At 70.5% G+C, this 16,280-nt stretch carries 17 protein-coding genes; 10 read left to right on the plus strand and 7 right to left on the minus strand.

Annotation, left to right across the window (positions count from 1 at the left end):
* Positions 1–48 precede the first annotated feature (48 nt).
* From VXC91_RS04980 to VXC91_RS05005, 6 genes are all read left to right on the plus strand, one after another.
* Entirely contained in the window at positions 49–567 is a 519-nt protein-coding gene (locus tag VXC91_RS04980) for an NUDIX hydrolase (RefSeq protein WP_329505390.1), read from the plus strand.
* A 62-nt stretch (positions 568–629) separates the two neighbouring features.
* Complete coding sequence (locus tag VXC91_RS04985) at positions 630–1,022, plus strand: YidH family protein (RefSeq protein WP_329505391.1); 393 nt, start codon at positions 630–632, stop codon at positions 1,020–1,022.
* Complete coding sequence (locus VXC91_RS04990; protein WP_329505392.1) at positions 1,019–1,342, plus strand: DUF202 domain-containing protein; 324 nt, start codon at positions 1,019–1,021, stop codon at positions 1,340–1,342. The genes VXC91_RS04985 and VXC91_RS04990 overlap by 4 nt, the downstream gene beginning before the upstream one ends.
* A gap of 115 nt (positions 1,343–1,457) precedes the next feature.
* A complete protein-coding gene (locus tag VXC91_RS04995; RefSeq protein WP_329505393.1) occupies positions 1,458–1,748 on the plus strand; it encodes a hypothetical protein in 291 nt (96 codons plus the stop codon).
* Between the two features lie 169 nt (positions 1,749–1,917).
* Positions 1,918–2,940, plus strand: a complete 1,023-nt coding sequence (locus tag VXC91_RS05000) for a phosphotransferase family protein (RefSeq protein ID WP_329505394.1) — start codon at positions 1,918–1,920, stop codon at positions 2,938–2,940.
* Between the two features lie 6 nt (positions 2,941–2,946).
* Entirely contained in the window at positions 2,947–4,161 is a 1,215-nt protein-coding gene (locus VXC91_RS05005; protein ID WP_329505395.1) for an acyl-CoA dehydrogenase family protein, read from the plus strand.
* A 56-nt stretch (positions 4,162–4,217) separates the two neighbouring features.
* Here VXC91_RS05005 and VXC91_RS05010 read toward each other — a convergent pair whose 3' ends face one another.
* The 3 genes from VXC91_RS05010 to VXC91_RS05020 form a co-directional block, all read right to left on the minus strand.
* Positions 4,218–4,811 (minus strand): TetR/AcrR family transcriptional regulator, encoded by a 594-nt coding sequence (locus tag VXC91_RS05010; RefSeq protein ID WP_329505396.1) that lies wholly within the window; start codon positions 4,809–4,811, stop codon positions 4,218–4,220.
* Positions 4,812–4,872: 61 nt separating this feature from the next.
* Positions 4,873–6,519, minus strand: coding sequence for a class I adenylate-forming enzyme family protein (locus VXC91_RS05015; protein ID WP_329505397.1), 1,647 nt, complete (start codon positions 6,517–6,519; stop codon positions 4,873–4,875).
* The gene (locus VXC91_RS05020) at positions 6,516–7,280 is read right to left on the minus strand and encodes an SDR family oxidoreductase (RefSeq protein WP_329505398.1); all 765 of its coding nucleotides are present in this window, start codon (positions 7,278–7,280) and stop codon (positions 6,516–6,518) included. The genes VXC91_RS05015 and VXC91_RS05020 overlap by 4 nt, the downstream gene beginning before the upstream one ends.
* A gap of 190 nt (positions 7,281–7,470) precedes the next feature.
* On the opposite strand from VXC91_RS05020, the gene VXC91_RS05025 reads away from it, so the two are divergent.
* On the plus strand, positions 7,471–8,706 hold the full coding sequence (locus tag VXC91_RS05025; protein WP_329505399.1) for an exo-beta-N-acetylmuramidase NamZ family protein: 1,236 nt from the start codon (positions 7,471–7,473) through the stop codon (positions 8,704–8,706).
* A gap of 81 nt (positions 8,707–8,787) precedes the next feature.
* Positions 8,788–10,149 carry a serine-threonine protein kinase gene (locus tag VXC91_RS05030; protein ID WP_329505400.1) on the plus strand — a complete coding sequence of 454 codons (1,362 nt, stop codon included), beginning with the start codon at positions 8,788–8,790 and terminating at the stop codon, positions 10,147–10,149.
* Positions 10,150–10,170: 21 nt separating this feature from the next.
* On the opposite strand, the gene VXC91_RS05035 is transcribed toward VXC91_RS05030, so the two are convergent.
* Positions 10,171–12,954 (minus strand): penicillin acylase family protein, encoded by a 2,784-nt coding sequence (locus tag VXC91_RS05035; protein ID WP_329505401.1) that lies wholly within the window; start codon positions 12,952–12,954, stop codon positions 10,171–10,173.
* Positions 12,955–13,219: 265 nt separating this feature from the next.
* Between VXC91_RS05035 and VXC91_RS05040 the strand changes: the two genes are divergently transcribed.
* The gene (locus tag VXC91_RS05040) at positions 13,220–13,822 is read left to right on the plus strand and encodes a hypothetical protein (protein WP_329505402.1); all 603 of its coding nucleotides are present in this window, start codon (positions 13,220–13,222) and stop codon (positions 13,820–13,822) included.
* A gap of 329 nt (positions 13,823–14,151) precedes the next feature.
* Here the strand turns inward: VXC91_RS05040 and soxR are convergent, their stop codons facing one another.
* Complete coding sequence (soxR, locus tag VXC91_RS05045) at positions 14,152–14,658, minus strand: redox-sensitive transcriptional activator SoxR (RefSeq protein WP_329505403.1); 507 nt, start codon at positions 14,656–14,658, stop codon at positions 14,152–14,154.
* 114 nt (positions 14,659–14,772) lie between these two features.
* Here soxR and VXC91_RS05050 point away from each other — a divergent pair, with 114 nt between their 5' ends.
* Positions 14,773–15,234, plus strand: coding sequence for a MaoC family dehydratase (locus tag VXC91_RS05050; RefSeq protein ID WP_329505404.1), 462 nt, complete (start codon positions 14,773–14,775; stop codon positions 15,232–15,234).
* On the opposite strand, the gene VXC91_RS05055 is transcribed toward VXC91_RS05050, so the two are convergent.
* Together VXC91_RS05055 and VXC91_RS05060 are read right to left on the minus strand one after the other, a co-directional pair.
* Positions 15,225–15,872, minus strand: coding sequence for a TetR/AcrR family transcriptional regulator (locus VXC91_RS05055; RefSeq protein ID WP_329505405.1), 648 nt, complete (start codon positions 15,870–15,872; stop codon positions 15,225–15,227). The two genes, VXC91_RS05050 and VXC91_RS05055, sit on opposite strands and share 10 nt — an antisense overlap.
* A gap of 88 nt (positions 15,873–15,960) precedes the next feature.
* Positions 15,961–16,248, minus strand: a complete 288-nt coding sequence (locus VXC91_RS05060) for a YiaA/YiaB family inner membrane protein (protein ID WP_329505406.1) — start codon at positions 16,246–16,248, stop codon at positions 15,961–15,963.
* Positions 16,249–16,280 lie beyond the last annotated feature (32 nt).

The following is a 16,280-nucleotide window of genomic DNA, read 5'->3' on the forward strand; positions in this document are numbered from 1 at the left end:
CCCGTGACCCCCGGTGCTCCCCGGGTCCGTGACTGCTTGGATGGGGCCATGAGTGCCGCTGACGAACTCCTCGACATCGTGGACGAGAACGACAGGGTCATCGGACAGTCGCCGCGCGGGGAGGCGTATGCGCGCGGGCTGCGACACCGGTGCGTGTTCATCCAGGCGCGGGACGTCGAGGGCCGTCTCTTCGTCCACCGCCGCACCCCCACCAAGCTCGTCTTCCCGTCCCTGTACGACATGTTCGTCGGCGGGGTCGTCGGCGCGGGAGAGAGCTACGACGACGCCGCCCTGCGGGAGGCCGCGGAGGAGCTCGGCGTCAGCGGTCTGCCCCGGCCCGAGCCGGTCCTCAAGTTCCTGTACGACGACGGCGCCGGCCGCACCTGGTGGTCGTCGGTCTACCAGGTCCGCTGTGACCTGCCTGTCAGCCCCCAGGCCGAGGAGGTCGCCTGGCACGCCTTCCTGCCCGAGGACGAGGTGGAACGCCGCCTGTCCGAGTGGGAGTGGGTCCCGGACGGGCTCGCCGCCTACGAACGCCTCAAGGAGTTCCGGCGCGCCGCGGGCTGACCGCCATCCCGCCGCCCCGGGCCCTGCGCGCGGTGCGTGACCGGCCCTGTAGGGTCCTCCACGTGAGCGAATTCGTACGGAACGTCCGGCTGTGGTTCGCACCCCAGGAGGTCCGGGAGGAAGGCCGTACGCCCGACTATCGTTTCTCGCTGGCCAACGAGCGCACCTTTCTGGCCTGGCTGCGCACCGCTCTGGCGCTGATCGGCGGCGGTTTCGCCGTGGACCAGTTCCTGCCGAACCTGAGCTCGGCCTGGCGCGTCGGGCTCGCCCTCGCACTGCTGGGCGCGGGGGTCCTGTGCTCACTGCGCGCCATCAACCACTGGGTGCGCTGCGAGCGGGCCATGCGACGCGGCGAGGACCTTCCCGCCTCCCGCTTCCCGGCCCTGCTGAGCATCGTGGTCGCCGTGGTCGCCGTGGTCATGGTCGTGGTCGTCGTCGTCGGCTGGGAAGGATGAGCACCCCGGACCGGGACCGCGACCCGGGGCTCCAGCCGGAGCGGACCCGGCTCGCCTGGCGGCGCACCTCCCTGTCGGGCACCGTGGCCGCCGTGCTGGCCGCGAAGACGGCACTGCGGACCGGGACGGCGGCCGGCCTCGCCGCCGTCGCCCTGTGCAGTCTGCTCTGGCTCGGCTTCCTGGCCCTCGCCCACCTGCGCATCCACGCTCTGGCGACGGCGGCCCCCGGCCGGCCGCCCCGTCTCACCGTGCGCCATGCCGTCGGCGCGACCCTTTGCACGGTAGCCCTCGCCGTGTGCGCGGTGGCGCTGGTGTTCTAGTGCTGCGACCGGCTCGGGGCACCAGGACGGCACACCTGCCGGATGAGCCGGAAATGCACCACTTCATCCCGTTAGCCTGAGCCGTCACTGCACGACACCTCCGAAGGTGAGCGCCATGAGCACCCTCCACCAGGAACACGCCGCGCACGACCACAGTCATGGCCCGGCCTGCGGCCACGAGGCCGTGCCGCACGGGGATCACGTCGACTACGCGCACGACGGCCATCTGCACCGCGGCCACTGGGACGAGTGCGAGCCCAGCATGCATGTCGCCCACGAGGGCGAGCACGGACACCAGCACGGCGAGGGCTGCGGCCACCGCCCGGTCCGGCACGGGGACCACGTCGACTACCTGCACGACGGCCACCGTCACGCCGAACACGAGGGGCACTGGGACGACCACTGACGCCACATCGCCCCGCACGGGTCACGGTGGCCGCACGCGACCGGCCGAAAACCCCCGGGCGCCACCATGGCACCGTGGCGCCGATCACGTTCACTCCGCGCACTGGACGACATACCGACCGGTCGGCATCATGATTCAGGTCCTGTTTCCCGCGCACGGAGGAGCAACGATGAGCCCAGACCACCCGCCAGGTCTCGATCTCGACCGGCTGAGCGGCCTGCTCGACGCCGAGCGGCCCGGACTGGTCACCGGCCCGCTGACGGGGCGGCTGATCGAGGGCGGGCGGTCGAACCTCACCTACGCCGTCTCGGACGGTACCTCCAAGTGGGTCGTACGGCGTCCCCCGCTCGGACACGTCCTGGCCACGGCGCACGACATGAAGCGCGAGCACCGGGTGATCAGCGCGCTGCACCCGACCGCCGTCCCGGTGCCGCGTCCCGTCCTGCTGTGCGAGGACGAGTCGGTGCTGGGCGCCCCCTTCTACGTGATGGACTTCGTCGAGGGCACCCCGTACCGCACCGCGGGGCAACTGGAGCCGCTCGGCCCGCAGCGCACGCGGGAGGCGGTCCTGGGCCTGGTCGACACACTGGTCGAGCTGCACGCCGTGGACCCGGCCGAGGTGGGCCTCGCGGACTTCGGCCGCCCGGAGGGGTTCCTGGACCGTCAGCTGCGGCGCTGGGGCAAGCAGTTGGACGCCTCCCGCAACCGGGAGCTGTCCGGCATCGACGAGCTCCACGCGGCGCTCGGCCGTGAACTGCCCACCTCCCCCGCGCCCACGGTGATCCATGGCGACTACCGCCTGGACAACGTGCTGCTCGGCGACGACGACCGGATCACCGCCATCCTGGACTGGGAGATGTCCACGCTCGGCGACCCGCTCACCGACGTGGGCCTGCTGGTGATGTACAGCGTGCCGCTCGGCGCGCCCCACTCCCCCGTCTCCACCACCGCCGAGGCCGCCGGTCATCCGGAGCCCGCGGAGCTGATCGAGCGGTATGCCCGGCTCTCGGGGCGGGACCTCGCCGCCGTCTCCTGGTACACGGCGTTCGCCTGGTTCAAGCTCGCCGTGATCCTCGAGGGCATCCACTACCGCTACACCCTCGGCCAGACGGTCGGACCGGGCTTCGACCGCATCGGCGGGCTGGTGCCCGTCTTCATCGAACACGGCCTGACCACTCTTCAGGAAGGCTGATCCGCCATGGACTTCGCATTCGACGCGCGCACCGAGGAGCTGCGGGCCAAACTGCTCGCCTTCATGGACGAGTACGTCTACCCGGCGGAGACCGTCGCCCACGAGCAGCGCGCACGACTGGCCTCGCCGTGGGACACCCCCGCGATCGTGGAGGAGCTGAAGGCGGAGGCCCGCCGGCAGGGACTGTGGAACCTGTTCCTGCCGGACTCCGAGTACGGCGCCGGACTCACCAACCTCCAGTACGCCCCGCTCGCCGAGATCACCGGCCGCTCCCCGCAGCTGGCGCCCACCGCGCTGAACTGCGCGGCACCGGACACGGGCAATATGGAGGTGCTCGCACAGTTCGGCGACGAGCGGCAGAGGAAGCAGTGGCTCGAGCCGCTGCTCGCCGGGGAGATCCGCTCGGCGTTCGCGATGACCGAGCCCGAGGTGGCCTCCTCGGACGCCACGAACATCACCACGCACATCGAGCGGGACGGCGACACATACGTCATCACGGGCCGCAAGTGGTACATCTCCGGAGCGATGAACCCGGACTGCAAGATCTTCATCGTGATGGGCAAGACGAACCCGGACGGGCCCGACCTCCGCCGTCAGCAGTCCATGGTGCTGGTCCCGCGCGACACCCCGGGCGTCACGGTCACGCGCGCGATGCAGGTCTTCGGCTACGAGGACCACTACCACGGCGGGCATGCCGAAGTGGTCTTCGACCACGCACGTGTGCCGGTGTCGAACCTGATCGGCGAGGAGGGCGGCGGCTTCGCCATCGCCCAGGCCCGCCTCGGTCCCGGACGTATCCACCACTGCATGCGGCTGATCGGCATGGCCGAGCGGGCGATCGAGCTGATGTGCAGGCGCGCCGTCTCGCGTACGGCGTTCGGCAAGGCACTGGCCCAGCAGGGCGTGGTCCACAACTGGATCGCCGACGCGCGCGTGGCCGTCGAGCAGATGCGGCTGCTCGTCCTGAAGACGGCATGGATGATGGACACGGTCGGCAACAGGGGCGCCCACACAGAGATCCAGGCCATCAAGATCGCCACTCCCCGCACCGTGGTCGGCATCATCGACAAGGCGATCCAGCTGCACGGCGCGGGTGGCGTGAGCCAGGACTTCCCGCTGGCCGAACTGTACGCGGGGGCGCGCACGCTGATGATCGCGGACGGCCCGGACGAGGTGCACCAGCGGTCGCTGGCGCGCCGGGAACTGCGGAAGTACCTGTGAGACATGGGCGAGGGCGGACGCGGTGGCGTCCGCCCTCGCCCATGTGCGCCGAGCGGCTACGGCCGCAGCGCCCGCAGCAGCAGGTCCGCCAGGTGGTCGGCGACCTGCTGGGGGCTGAGCGGGCCGTCCGGCCGGTACCACGTCGACAGATGGTGCACCGAGCCGAAGTGGTAGTCGACGACCAGGTCGGCGGGCGTCGCGGCGGAGAACACGCCCTCCTTCTGGCCTTCCTCGATCAGGGCACGGAACCGCTCGTGGTAGCGCCGCCGCTCGACGCGCACCTGCTTGTTCTTCTCCGGGCTCAGATGGTGCATGGACCGGAAGAAGATCATCGCGTCGTCGAGGTTCTCGATCGTGGTGACGACGACGTCCGCGGCGGCGTCCCGAAGGCGCTTCTCGACCGGCTCGTCGGCGTCCGCGAAGGCGTCCAGGCGCTCCTGCTGGACGCGCAGCATGCGCGCGTACACCTCGTGCAGCAGATCGTCCTTGGACCCGAAGTAGTGGTACAGCGCCCCCTTCGTGACGCCGGCCGCCTCGACGATCTCCTGCACGGACGTGCGGTCGTACCCCTGGTCGGCGAAGAGCCGAGTGGCGGCGGCCAGGAGCCGCTGCGGGACGGGCATGCCGTCCCCGTCCGTCGTTCTGGGCACTGCCGCCACCTGCCTTCCGTGATGTCCGCTGGCTCGCCCCCGAGGGCGTCCACCGACTCGCCTACGAGCGGGAACGCAGTTCCCGACGGAGGATCTTCCCACTCGCCGTCTTCGGCAGGTCGGGCAGGATCTCCACCTGACGCGGGTATTTGTAAGCGGCCAGTCTCTCCTTGCAGTACGCCGCGAGCACATCCGGGTCCGCCTCGGAGCCCGGCCTGAGGCTGATGTAGGCCTTGACGGTCTCCCCGCGGTATCCGTCCGGCACCCCGACGACGGCCGCCTCGCGCACCGCCGGATGCGTGTACAGGACGTCCTCGACCTCGCGCGGCCACACCTTGAAGCCGGAGGCGTTGATCATGTCCTTCTTGCGGTCGACGACGTACAGCCAGCCCTGCTCGTCCATGAAACCGATGTCGCCGGTGCGCAGCTCGCCGTCCGGGAAGGTCTCGGCGGTGGCCTCGGCGCGCCGCCAGTAACCAGGGACGACCTGGGGCCCCCGTACGACGATCTCGCCCTGCTCGCCGAACGGCAACTCCTCCCCCCGTTCGTCGAGGATGCGGACGACCGTGTCGGGACCCGGCACGCCCACGGCCAGCGTCCCGGACACCGGGTCCACGGGTGCCTCCCGGCCGGGCGGCACGGAGGCACAGGGGGCCGTGCACTCGGTGAGGCCGTAGCCGTTGCGGATGTACGGCCCGAAACCGGCCCGGAACTTCTCCACCAGGGCGGGCGGCAGCGGGGCCCCGCCGGAGGAGATGACCCGGAAGGAGGCGAAGTGGTCCGGTGTGACGGCCGGGTGGGCCGTCAGTGCCATGAAGGCGGTCGAGGGACCGACGGTGTAGTGGGGCCGGTGCTCGGCGAACGCGTCGAGGACGACGCCCGGCTCGAAGCGGTAGGCGAGCACGAGCGTGCCCCCGCTGGTGAGACAGGCGACCAGTTCGCAGACCATGCCCGTGATGTGGAACAGGGGTGCCAGGGCGAAGTAGACCGGCGCCTCGGGCAGCCCCAGGCCCGTCCGCTGCCGCTCGGCGTTGTACATGATGTTGCCGTGCGTGTTGGTGGCGCCCTTGGGAGTGCCACTGGTGCCCGAGGTGTAGCTGATCAGCGCGATGTCGGACGGGCCCGGGTCGCGGCCCTCGGGCGCCTTGTGGCCCTGCTGGGCGACGGTGACCAGGTCGTCGGCGTCAGGGACCTGCTCGAGCCGCTCGAAGGTCAGCACACGCGCGTCGTCGCGGGTCTGCAGATCAAGTTCGCAGGCGGTGAGCACGATCCGGACGGACGAGCCGGCGGCCGTCTCGCGCAGATACGACTCCCAGGCGCGGTCGGAGCACACCAGGGCGGCCGCCTCCGAGTCCTTCAGGACATGGGTGACCTCGCCCGACTTGTACATCGGGTTGACGGGCACGACGATCGCTCCCGCCTTCCAGGCGCCGAGGAGGGCGAGCACGAAGTGCGGGGAGTTCTGCAGCAGGATCGCGACGCGGTCGCCGCGCTCCAGGCCGCGAGCGGCGAGGTGTCCGGCGACGGAGTCGGTGAGCGCGTCCAGTTCGGCGTAGGTGATCCGCCCGTCGAAGTAGGCGAGAGCGGTGCGGTCGGCGGGAGCACCGCGCAACGCGTGCACCAGCGAGTCGGGGGGGCGGACGGGGGCCCGCTGTGCCTCGTCGAGCAGGTCGAGCCAGGGCTTGGCGGCGTAGCGCGACGTGCTCACCGGGCGGCCTCCCACCTCTGCTGGATGTGATTCATGCCGGCCAGCCATCGGTCCGGCTCGCCGGCGCGCGACTGGTAGTACCCGGCGACCTCGGCATGCGGGAGGATCAGGAACCGGTCCTCCTCGATTCCCGCGAAGAGTGCGTCGGCGACGTCCTCGGGGTCGATGGCGGTCGGGGCGAGTACCAGCTCTCCGGCACTGCCGGAGGCGGTGAGCATGTCGGTGCGGACACCCTGGGGACAGATCGCGTGAACCCTGAGGCCGCGGTGCCGGTAGGTCAGCGAGAGCCACTCGGCGAAGGCGTAGGCCCCGTGTTTGGTGACGCTGTACGGCGCGGCGCCGATCATGGTGAGCAGTCCCGCGGCCGAGACGGTGGAGACGAACCGGCCCTCGCCCCGCTCCAGCCAGGCGGGCAGGAGGGCGCGTGCGGCGCGGACGTGCGCCATGACGTTGACGTCCCAGGCCTGCGCCCACACCTCCTCCTCGGCGGCCTCGGTGCCGCCCGAGCCGAGCCCCGCGTTGGCGCAGTAGACGTCCACCGTGCCCCCGAGGGCGTCCCGCGCCTCGGACACGATCGCGGAGGCGTCGCCCGGGACCGCGATGCCGCCGACCTCGTCGGCCACGGCCTTCGCCCGGTCGGCGTCCAGGTCGTTGACGACGACCCTGGCTCCCTCGGCGGCGAAGCGGCGGGCCAGCGCCGCCCCGATGCCGCCTCCCGCTCCGGTGACGACCACTCCCGCATCCCGCACGGCTTCCACCATCGGTCTCCTTCGGCACGACGCGAATCGGCTGTGCTGCGGACGTCAGACTAACCAGTCGGTATGTTTTGCGGGAAGAGGCGCTGCCTATGCCTCTGGTCACGGATCCGGCCGGTCCGCTTCCTTCCGCGGCCCGGGATGGCGCATTAGCTTGTGCGACCATGGGAATTCCGTCGATCACGGAGGTCACCGCATGAGGCTGTCCAGACGAGGGCTGCTGGCCGCGACCGCTGCGTCCGTGGCGCTCCCCGCGCCCGCAGCGTCCGCCGCGTCCACCACGGGGGCCGGACGGCGGACCCGTACCGGCTTCGAACGGCTCGAAGCGGACGGCTACGCGCTGCTGGACGGCCGGCGGGTCGGCATCGTCACCAATCCCACCGGGGTGACCAGGGACGTGCGCCACATCGTCGACGTGATGCACGCCGACCCCCGGGTGAACCTGATGGCGGTCTTCGGACCCGAACACGGATTCCGCGGCACCGCCCAGGCAGGCGGCTCGGAGGGCCGCTACGACGACCCGGCGACCGGACTGCCGGTCTACGACACGTACGGCAGGGCACTCGCGGACATCTTCACCGCGTCCGGCGTGGACACGGTCGTCTTCGACATCCAGGACGTGGGCGCCCGCTTCTACACCTACATCTGGACGCTGTACGACTGCTTGGAGGCGGCACAGCTCGCGGGCAAGCGGTTCGTGGTCCTCGACCGGCCGAACCCGGTGACCGGGCGGTCCGCGGAGGGACCCGTCCTGCACAAGGAGTTCGCCACGTTCGTGGGACGGCAGCCGATCTCCCAGGCGCACGGCATGACGGTGGCGGAGCTGGCGCGGCTGTTCAACGAGGAGTTCCTCGCCACACCGGTCGCACTGGAGACCGTTCTGATGACGGGCTGGAAGCGGTCGGACTTCTACGACACCTCCGGGCTGCCCTGGGTGCCGCCGAGCCCGAACATGCCGACCCCCGACACCGCGCTGGTCTACTCGGGGACCTGCCTCTTCGAGGGCACGAACCTGTCCGAGGGGCGCGGCAGCACCCGTCCCTTCGAACTCCTCGGCGCCGAAGGGATCGACGGGCGGTGGGCCGCCGAAGCGGAGCGGCTGGGACTGCCCGGTGTGCACTTCAGGGAGGCCTACTTCGCCCCCACCTTCTCCAAGTTCCAGGGGAAGACCGTCGGAGGGCTGCAGATCCATGTGCACGACCGGGCCGCGTACGACCCCATACGCAGCGGGATCGCACTGCTCGTGAGCGCGAAGAAGGTGTGGAGCGGCTTCGCCTGGCGGTCCGACAACTGGATCGACACGCTCACGGGATCCACCCGGGTGCGCACGATGATCGACGCCGGGGCGACGGCCGACGACGTGGTGGCCGCCTGGCAGGACGAGCTGGCCGCCTTCCGCCGGATCCGCAAGGGGTATCTCCTGTACCGATGATTCGTGGCCTATGGCCAACCGTCCCCGCCGGCAGGACGATGCGCCCGGAGCGCACTGGACCTCGGAGCAAGGGGACCCTCCATGGCGGCACCGGCAATCGGCGTGAGCCCCTACTGGGAGCTGACCTTCGACGCGGACGGGGACGTGGACGGGCCGGAGCGGGACCGGCTGCTCACGGACGTGTCCCGGCGCGGAGTGCGGGACCTGCTGGTCTTCGCGCACGGCTGGAACAACGAACGCTCCGGCGCGACCCGGCTCTACGGCCGCTTCTTCGCGCCGGTGACTTCGCTCGCGCCGAAGGCACGCCTCGGGTACGTGGGCGTGATCTGGCCGTCGATGATGTTCGCGGACGAGCCGATCCCGGACTTCCCTCCGTCGGCCGCCGCCGTCCCGGTTCCCCCGCGGCCCCAGCTGGACAAGAACAGCAGGCGCGCCCTGCTGGAGGTGTTCCCCGGCCGCGCGTCCGTGGTGGAGCAGATCGTCCGGCTGCTGGAACAGCACCCGGACGACGGTCCCTCGCTGGAGGAGTTCGGGCGACTCGTTCGGCTGCTCGTCGAGGTGCGGCCGGAGGGCCCGCAGGCCTCGTGCGCCGCAGACCTGCTCACGGAGGGGGCGTCCGCCGTCGAACCGGGGATGCTGACCTGGGACACGGCGCAGGTGTGCCGGGACTTCGCAGGGGCGCTGGAGCGGGTGGAGTCGGGGGACGGGGAGGCATCAGGGACCGAGGCGTTCTCGTTCACACCGAAGGGTCTGTGGGACGGGGCGCACGAACTGCTGCGGCAGGCCACCTACTACGCGATGAAACGGCGCGCGGGCGCGGTCGGCGAGCACGGCCTCGGGCCGGTGCTCGGACGGCTGGCTCAGGCCGCGCCGGACGTGCGCGTGCATCTGGTCGGGCACAGCTTCGGCGGGCGGCTGGTGTCCTTCGCGCTGCGCGGGCTGCCGGAGGGTGTGGACAGCGTGAAGTCCGTGACGCTCCTCCAGGGAGCCTTCTCCCACTACGCCTTCGCGCCCCGGCTGCCCGACGCTCCGCACGCCGAGGGCGCCCTCAGCGGGTGCCAGCACCGCATCGACGGGCCCCTGGTGTGCTGTTACTCCCGCTTCGACTCGGCCCTCGGCACGCTGTACCCACTGGCGTCACGGATGGCCGGGGACGACCGCTCGATGGCCGGCGAGGCCCCGGGCATCGCCGAGGAGTTCGGCATCGGACGTGTCCTGGGGCCGAAGTGGGGGGCGATGGGGCACGACGGGGTGCAGGCGGTGGACGGCACCCAGCGGCTCGCGCTCGCCGACGCGCTGAAGAGGAAACTGCCGGCCTCGGGATGTGTGAACATCGACGCGTCCGCCGTGGTCCGCCACGGGGGACCGCCGTCCGGCGCCCACAGCGACATCGTCCACCGGGAACTGGCCCAGGTGGTGCTGGCGGCGGGCCGGGTGAGCTGACCCGCCGCCGCTCGGGATCACCTACCGGTGCGACGTGAACTCCACCACCTGCTGGTACGTCGGCCGGTTCTGCCAGCTGATCTTGCCGTGCTTGATACCGCCGAGGGTGCGCTGGACGATCGAGTCGGCGCACCACTGGTCACCCGCCGAGCACTGGTCGTCGCCGGGGTACACCTGGGACGCCGTCATTCCGGCGGCCTGCTTCAACGTGCCGATCAGGACGTCCCGGCAGGCTCCGAAGTCGCCGCCTCCGCAGTACTTCTGCGCCAACGGGCCCTGGACCGACTCACCGAGCACCGCCCGGATGTCCTTGTCGACATAACTCCACCAGCCGTACTGGAAGGAGCTTCCGGCATGCGAACCGGTCGGGCCGTGCGCTGCCGAGGGCGACTCGTCGACCGGCAGGTTGGCGGTGAAGGCCGTGTACAGGTCGCCGCCGAGTCCCGGCTCGAACTCGGCCTTCACCAGCAGCGGCCACCAGGCGTCCAGAATCCGGATCGCGTCGGCGTCGGCGTACCTCTTCGAACCGGCCGAGGTCTCCGTGCGCTTGGCTCCCGCCGACACCCACGCGGACAGCTTGCTCACCGCCGCGGCGGCCGTGGGATCGGTCACCGTCGAGCTGTTCACGACCTTCAGCAGATCGGGCAGCACGTCCTCGGCGCGCAGATCGGCGAGAGCCGCGTCCGCCATCGCCTTCACCAGGGACGACCGGGTCACACCGCCCGCCGCGACGAGCTTCTTCACCCGGTCCTCCAGCAGGTTGCCGCGATGGACCGAGCCGTCGCCCCAGGGAACGGTCGTGTAGTCCTTGGCCTGCTTGTTGTTCCAGGAGATGGAGTAGTCCTGGTCGATGGAGTTGGGGTGCTGGGAGGCCGGCGTGTAGTCGGCCGTGTTCGTTGTCGGGTCCCAGTTCCTCCACTCGTACGGCGCCCGCGCCCACACCGGGAACTCGGCGTCGACGCCACTCGCCCGCACCGGGTTGTCACCGCTGTTGTAGTACGCGGTGTGCCGGGAGTCGGCGTAGAACCAGTTGAAGGTGAAGTTGATGTGCTGCACCGCGCTCTGGAAGTCCTGCGGGCCCTTGACGTAGTCGGGGTCGTTGAGCATCTGGAAGCCGATGATCGAGTCGACCTCGTGCAGGTAGGACGAGCGCAGGGTGGTGTAGGCGACCTTCTTGCCGCCGACCGTGGCGCGGTACTCCACCGGCCCGTACTTCGTGCGCCAGACCCGCATCGTGTAGGAGCCGGCCGCGGTTCCGTCGGCGACGGTCGGGGACCAGGAGTTCTTCTGCTCGACCTTGTCCATGGCCGTGCAGGTGCCGTGGTACAGGTAGTGGTGGTCGTCCTGGCACAGCTCGACCGCGTAGGTGTCGATGACGTCCTGACCGGAGGTCGTGGCGCTCCACGCGTAGTCCTGACCGCGGCCCAGTTCGACGTACATGCTCAGGCCTGCGAAGGAGGCGCCGCGGGCGCTGATGCCCGGCCCCTGGATCTCCTGGAGCATGAGCAGCTGGGGCGCGAAGTAGCCGGTCTGCGGCCCGAACACGGCGATCGGGTGGCCGCTCGCGGTGTACTTGCCGCTGACCACGAGGGCGTTGGACATGCCGCGCTTGGCGGAGGTCAGGGCCGTGGTGGCCGCGGTCTTCGAGGCTCGGGCGGCGCTGGAGGTGCCCGCGCTCCCCGTGCGGTCGTAGACGAGCGGCTCCCGGCTCACCGAGCCGGCCCCGGGCAGTGCCCCGCCCTGGGGGCTGTCGGGTTTCGTCGCGTACGGGAAGCTCTCGCCGTTGTGGACGGTGAGGACGGCCTCGGGGTCGTTGCGCTCTCGGAAGGACTCCCAGACCTTGGTGCCCTGCTCCACTCCGTACGTGGACTGGGCGGCGAGCAGGGAGATCGCGTTGTTGACCTCTCCGCCGCCTCCCGAGCCGAAGAGCGCGCCGACCACGGAGGCGAGCGCGACCAGGTCGGTGACCTTGAAGTGGTCGATGGTGCCGGCGTTGGTGATGGAATCCTTGTGCCCGGTCAGAACGTACTCACCGGGGAAATAGCGGCCGCTGTCGGAGGCGTCGATGTAGGAGTTGACCCCGTCCAGGTAGGCGCTGACGTCGGCGAGGGCCTGCCGGCCGCGGTCGCCTGCGGCGGCCACCGCGTTGTCGATCTGGGCCTGCAGATCGGCCTCGGTGTAGGGCGCATTGCGCCAGAACTCCTGCTCCAGGCCCTGGTTGGACGCCGCGCCGCCCGCGAAGGAGGTCAGCCGGCCGCGTCCGACGTGGCGGAAGACGTCCATCAGCCACAGCCGGTCCTCGGCGGCGGCATAACCGGCGCCGAACTCGGTGCCGTATCGAGTGGTACCGGTGATGTGCGGGACGCCCGACTTCTTGTCGCGGACGATCGTCACGTCGCTGCGGCCCGCGGGCTTCTCACTCGAGGCGATCTGATCGGAAGGCACGCCGAACGACGCGTCGTTGAAGAAGGAGTTGATCTTCGCGTCGGTGAGCGTGGAGTAGCCGGTGACCAGGCCCGCGTAAGGGCCGAGCTGGTCCTCGGCGTGAGCCGGCTGGGTACCGAAGGCCTGGTTGAGGAGGATCTGGGCGAGCGTGGCGTTGCCGTTCTCGCCCGGCGGGAGGATGTCCGAGCACTGGCCGCCGCAGTAGTCGCCGGCGACCGCGGTGTCGGCCGCGGCCGCCTGGGAGATCGGCGAGAAAAGACCGCCCACGAGGATGCATATCGCGGCGGTCTTGAGGAACTTCGGAAATCTGCGAGGAGTTCTCAGTCTGTCGAGGGCGTTGCGTGGGGTGCGCCGTGGCATGGCAGCTCCTCCCGACGATGGGGTCCCCCCCTTGCTCGAGCGACCCGAGAGCCTGGGGGAGGGGGTGGGCAGACGTTACCGCCGGTACCCCCCGCGATTGAAGGTGAACATGCGTCACTTTTCAACTGGTTGGCAGGCGTTTTTTGGAGGTCATCGAACATCGGATGGAGCCGAATCGACTGTCGATACGTCTATTCGGCGACGTCCGTACGACGACGCCGAAGTGACCGGAGTACAGGTACAGGTGTGACGGAGGTGCAGGGCGATGGCCGGATTCAGGAGTCTGGCGAGACAGGTTCGCGATCCGCGGTGCGATCTGGCACTACGCCGCTACTCACTGCGCAAGTGCCTTGAGAAGTTCGCCCCCTACGGGCATCGGGCGACCTGGGACCATCTGTGCTCCCGGGCCGGGTTCGGACCCGAGGACCGTTCCCCCGATCCGGCGCGGCTCGTGGCCGCACTGGAGGAACTGGAGGAGGCCCGCTCCGTCTGGCTCGCCTACGAAGCCGAGTTCACCGAACGCCGCAAGAGGGAGAAGCACGACGGACTGCGCAGGCCGGGCAGTGTGGACGACTGGCACCGGCTGACCTGGGGCGGTTTCGGGGTCGCCTGGTGCGACGACCCGCGCGTCCACCCTCATGAACCGCTGGCCGAGGTACTGCGCCGGCTCATCGCCGCGCTGGAGCGTGAGCCGGGCTCGGTCTGCCCGGTGTGCGCCGGCGAGCGACTCGTATGGACGTACGACCTGACCCACGAGCCTTCGTCGAGTCCGGTCTGCACGGACTGCGGCGTCGTGGTGCCGACTCCCTTGCTGACGCCCGAAGCCCTGGCGGAGTCCAGGCGCGCGCGGCTGCTGGTGTCGGCGTGACGAAGAGCCCTGGGGTGCGGGGGTCGGCCGAGGATGCCGCACCCCCCGCTGTCAGCGGCGTGCGGCACCGTCGATGACATGCCGCAGGTCGGCCTGAACGGGCCCCGGGGAGCGGCCGAGTGCACAGCCGTGGCCTTGTCGCCGGCGGTGCTGCCCGATTCGGCGGCTGCGTACCCGACGCGGAAGGGCGGGACGGAGTACGAGTGAGGCAGGAGGCCCGGCCCGTTCGGCGCGGAAGGACGAACGACGGGTGGCCGCGCCGGTCGGTACCCGGGGCCGACGGGTGCCGGGCCGCGCGGTCCGGCACCCACGAGCCCGAGGCCTGCCGCTCAGCGGCAGGCCTCCGGCTCCTCCCCCCGTTTCCGCTTCTGCCGACCGGTCCCGCGCTCGACCATCAGGCGCGAGCCCGAGTGCCCTTCACCGAAGACGTCGTCCGGGTTGGACAGGATGCATGTCTCCAGGGACAGGCAGCCACAGCCGATGCAGTCCGTGAGGTGGTCACGGAGCCGGTTCAGCTGGCTGATGCGCTCGTCGAGTTCGGCGCGCCAGGCCGCCGAGAGCCGCGCCCAGTCCTCACGGGTGGGGGTGCGCTCCTCGGGGAGTTCGGCGAGGGCTTCGCGGATGGTGGCCAGCGGGATGCCGACGCGCTGGGCGGCGCGCACGAAGGCGACCCGGCGCAGCGCGTCGCGCTGGTATCGGCGCTGGTTGCCCGCCGTGCGGCGGCTGCTGATCAGGCCCTTGGACTCGTAGAAGTGCAGGGCGGAGACGGCGGCGCCGCTGCGCGCGGCCAGCTGGCCGACGGTCAGCTCGTGGATCTTCCCGGGGATCTGGGGCACCCCTCAGAGCCTACCGACGGTGCAGCACGCCCGGTCCGTTGACATGTCTATGGGACCCGGCCATGCTAAGCAGTTGCTTAGCATGGTGACATCGTGATGCGAAAGGCCGGGAACATGGCAGAACCGAGGATCTTCACGTCGGCCGACGAGCTGAAGGCGGCGGTGGGCGAGCAGCTGGGGTACACCGACTGGCTGGAGATCGACCAGAAGCGCATCGATCTGTTCGCGGACGCCACGGGCGACCACCAGTGGATCCACGTCGACCCCGAGAAGGCGGCCGCGGGCCCCTTCGGGACGACCATCGCGCACGGCTATCTCACGCTGTCGCTGCTCCCGCTCTTCGGGCCCCAGCTGATCAGCGTCGAGGACGTGAAGATGGGCCTGAACTACGGGGCGAACAAGGTCCGCTTCCCCGCCCCCGTTCCGGTCGGGTCGCGGCTGCGCGCCACCGCGACGATCACCGGTGTGGAGGACGTGCCCGGCGGGATCCAGGTGATCATCGCCTTCACCGTGGAGCGCGAGGGCGGCGACAAGCCGGTGTGCGTGGCGGAGTCGGTGTCGCGCTACTACCTCTGAGCCCGGGGGAACCGCGCCCCTGCCCCCACCATCCGCAGGACGAGGTCGGCGTAGAGCGCGCCGACCTCGTCGGGTGTGCGCGGACCCTCGATGTTGAACCAGCGAGCGACGTCGATGCAGAGCGAAAGCACGGCGAGCGTGGTGGCCCAGACGTCCAGCACGTCGAACTCGCCGGAGGCCACGCCCTCTTCGATGATGCCGCGCACCTCGGCGTCGCACTGGCGACGCAGCGCGACGATCTCCGCGCGGGCCTCCGGGCCGAGCGCGTCGAGTTCGTACTGCACCACCCGGGCGGTGGTGCGCCGTCCGGCGTGCCAGCGGACGAAGGAGCTCACGGCGTCGGCGAGCCGCTCCGTCGCGCTGCCTTCGCGCCGTGACGCCGTGCGCAGGATCTCGAGGGCCTTCTCGTGGCCGATCCGGCTGATGCGGTGGAGCAGCTCTTCCTTGGTCTTGTAGTGGATGTAGAGCGCGGCCGGGCTCATGCCGGCGCGTCCCGCGATGTCGCGCGTCGTCGTGGCGTGGTAGCCACGCTCGGCGAAGGCCTCGACCGCGGCGACCAGCAGTCGCCGGGCCGCGTCCGGCGTCACCTCGACCCACGGCTCCGCCTCGCCGCCGGCCATCTCCTCCGCCGTACTCATCGCTCGCCCCTTCCGATGGCAGGACGAACACCATACCCCCGAAGCTGAGCGGGCGCTTAGTCTGCCCGCTCAGCGGCGTGCTCCGCGTTCAGAGTTTCTCGAAGGGGTCGTGCTCGGCGAGCAGCTTCTCCAGCCGCGCCTGGTCGACACGGCTGACGAGCTGACCGGCCTCCTGCCGGTCCCGGATCACCTTGGCCAGCGTGAAGGCGGAGGTGACCAGGTACAGGACGGCGATGCCCAGGAAGGCCCGCACCCAGGCATCGGCGTTCAGCCTGACGATGCCGATGGCGGTCGCCGCCATGGCGACGGAGAAGGACGCGACGGCCTGACCGTAGAAGGCGGCCGTGTTCTGCTGCTTGACCGGTGTGTCACTCATGCGGACCAGGATCGGCGGACGTGGCGCGCATC

Source organism: Streptomyces chiangmaiensis (assembly GCF_036281785.1).
In the GTDB taxonomy this organism is placed as follows: domain Bacteria; phylum Actinomycetota; class Actinomycetes; order Streptomycetales; family Streptomycetaceae; genus Streptomyces; species Streptomyces chiangmaiensis.

Coding starts and splice junctions, on each gene's coding strand:
- VXC91_RS04995 (WP_329505393.1), top strand. CDS start 1,458: ATGAGCACCCTCCACCAGGAACACGCCGCGCACGACCACAGTCATGGC.
- VXC91_RS05005 (WP_329505395.1), top strand. CDS start 2,947: ATGGACTTCGCATTCGACGCGCGCACCGAGGAGCTGCGGGCCAAACTG.
- VXC91_RS05060 (WP_329505406.1), bottom strand. CDS start 16,248: ATGAGTGACACACCGGTCAAGCAGCAGAACACGGCCGCCTTCTACGGT.
- VXC91_RS05000 (WP_329505394.1), top strand. CDS start 1,918: ATGAGCCCAGACCACCCGCCAGGTCTCGATCTCGACCGGCTGAGCGGC.
- VXC91_RS05030 (WP_329505400.1), top strand. CDS start 8,788: ATGGCGGCACCGGCAATCGGCGTGAGCCCCTACTGGGAGCTGACCTTC.
- VXC91_RS05050 (WP_329505404.1), top strand. CDS start 14,773: ATGGCAGAACCGAGGATCTTCACGTCGGCCGACGAGCTGAAGGCGGCG.
- VXC91_RS04980 (WP_329505390.1), top strand. CDS start 49: ATGAGTGCCGCTGACGAACTCCTCGACATCGTGGACGAGAACGACAGG.
- VXC91_RS04990 (WP_329505392.1), top strand. CDS start 1,019: ATGAGCACCCCGGACCGGGACCGCGACCCGGGGCTCCAGCCGGAGCGG.
- VXC91_RS05025 (WP_329505399.1), top strand. CDS start 7,471: ATGAGGCTGTCCAGACGAGGGCTGCTGGCCGCGACCGCTGCGTCCGTG.
- VXC91_RS05035 (WP_329505401.1), bottom strand. CDS start 12,954: ATGCCACGGCGCACCCCACGCAACGCCCTCGACAGACTGAGAACTCCT.
- VXC91_RS05055 (WP_329505405.1), bottom strand. CDS start 15,872: ATGAGTACGGCGGAGGAGATGGCCGGCGGCGAGGCGGAGCCGTGGGTC.
- VXC91_RS05040 (WP_329505402.1), top strand. CDS start 13,220: ATGGCCGGATTCAGGAGTCTGGCGAGACAGGTTCGCGATCCGCGGTGC.
- VXC91_RS05020 (WP_329505398.1), bottom strand. CDS start 7,280: ATGGTGGAAGCCGTGCGGGATGCGGGAGTGGTCGTCACCGGAGCGGGA.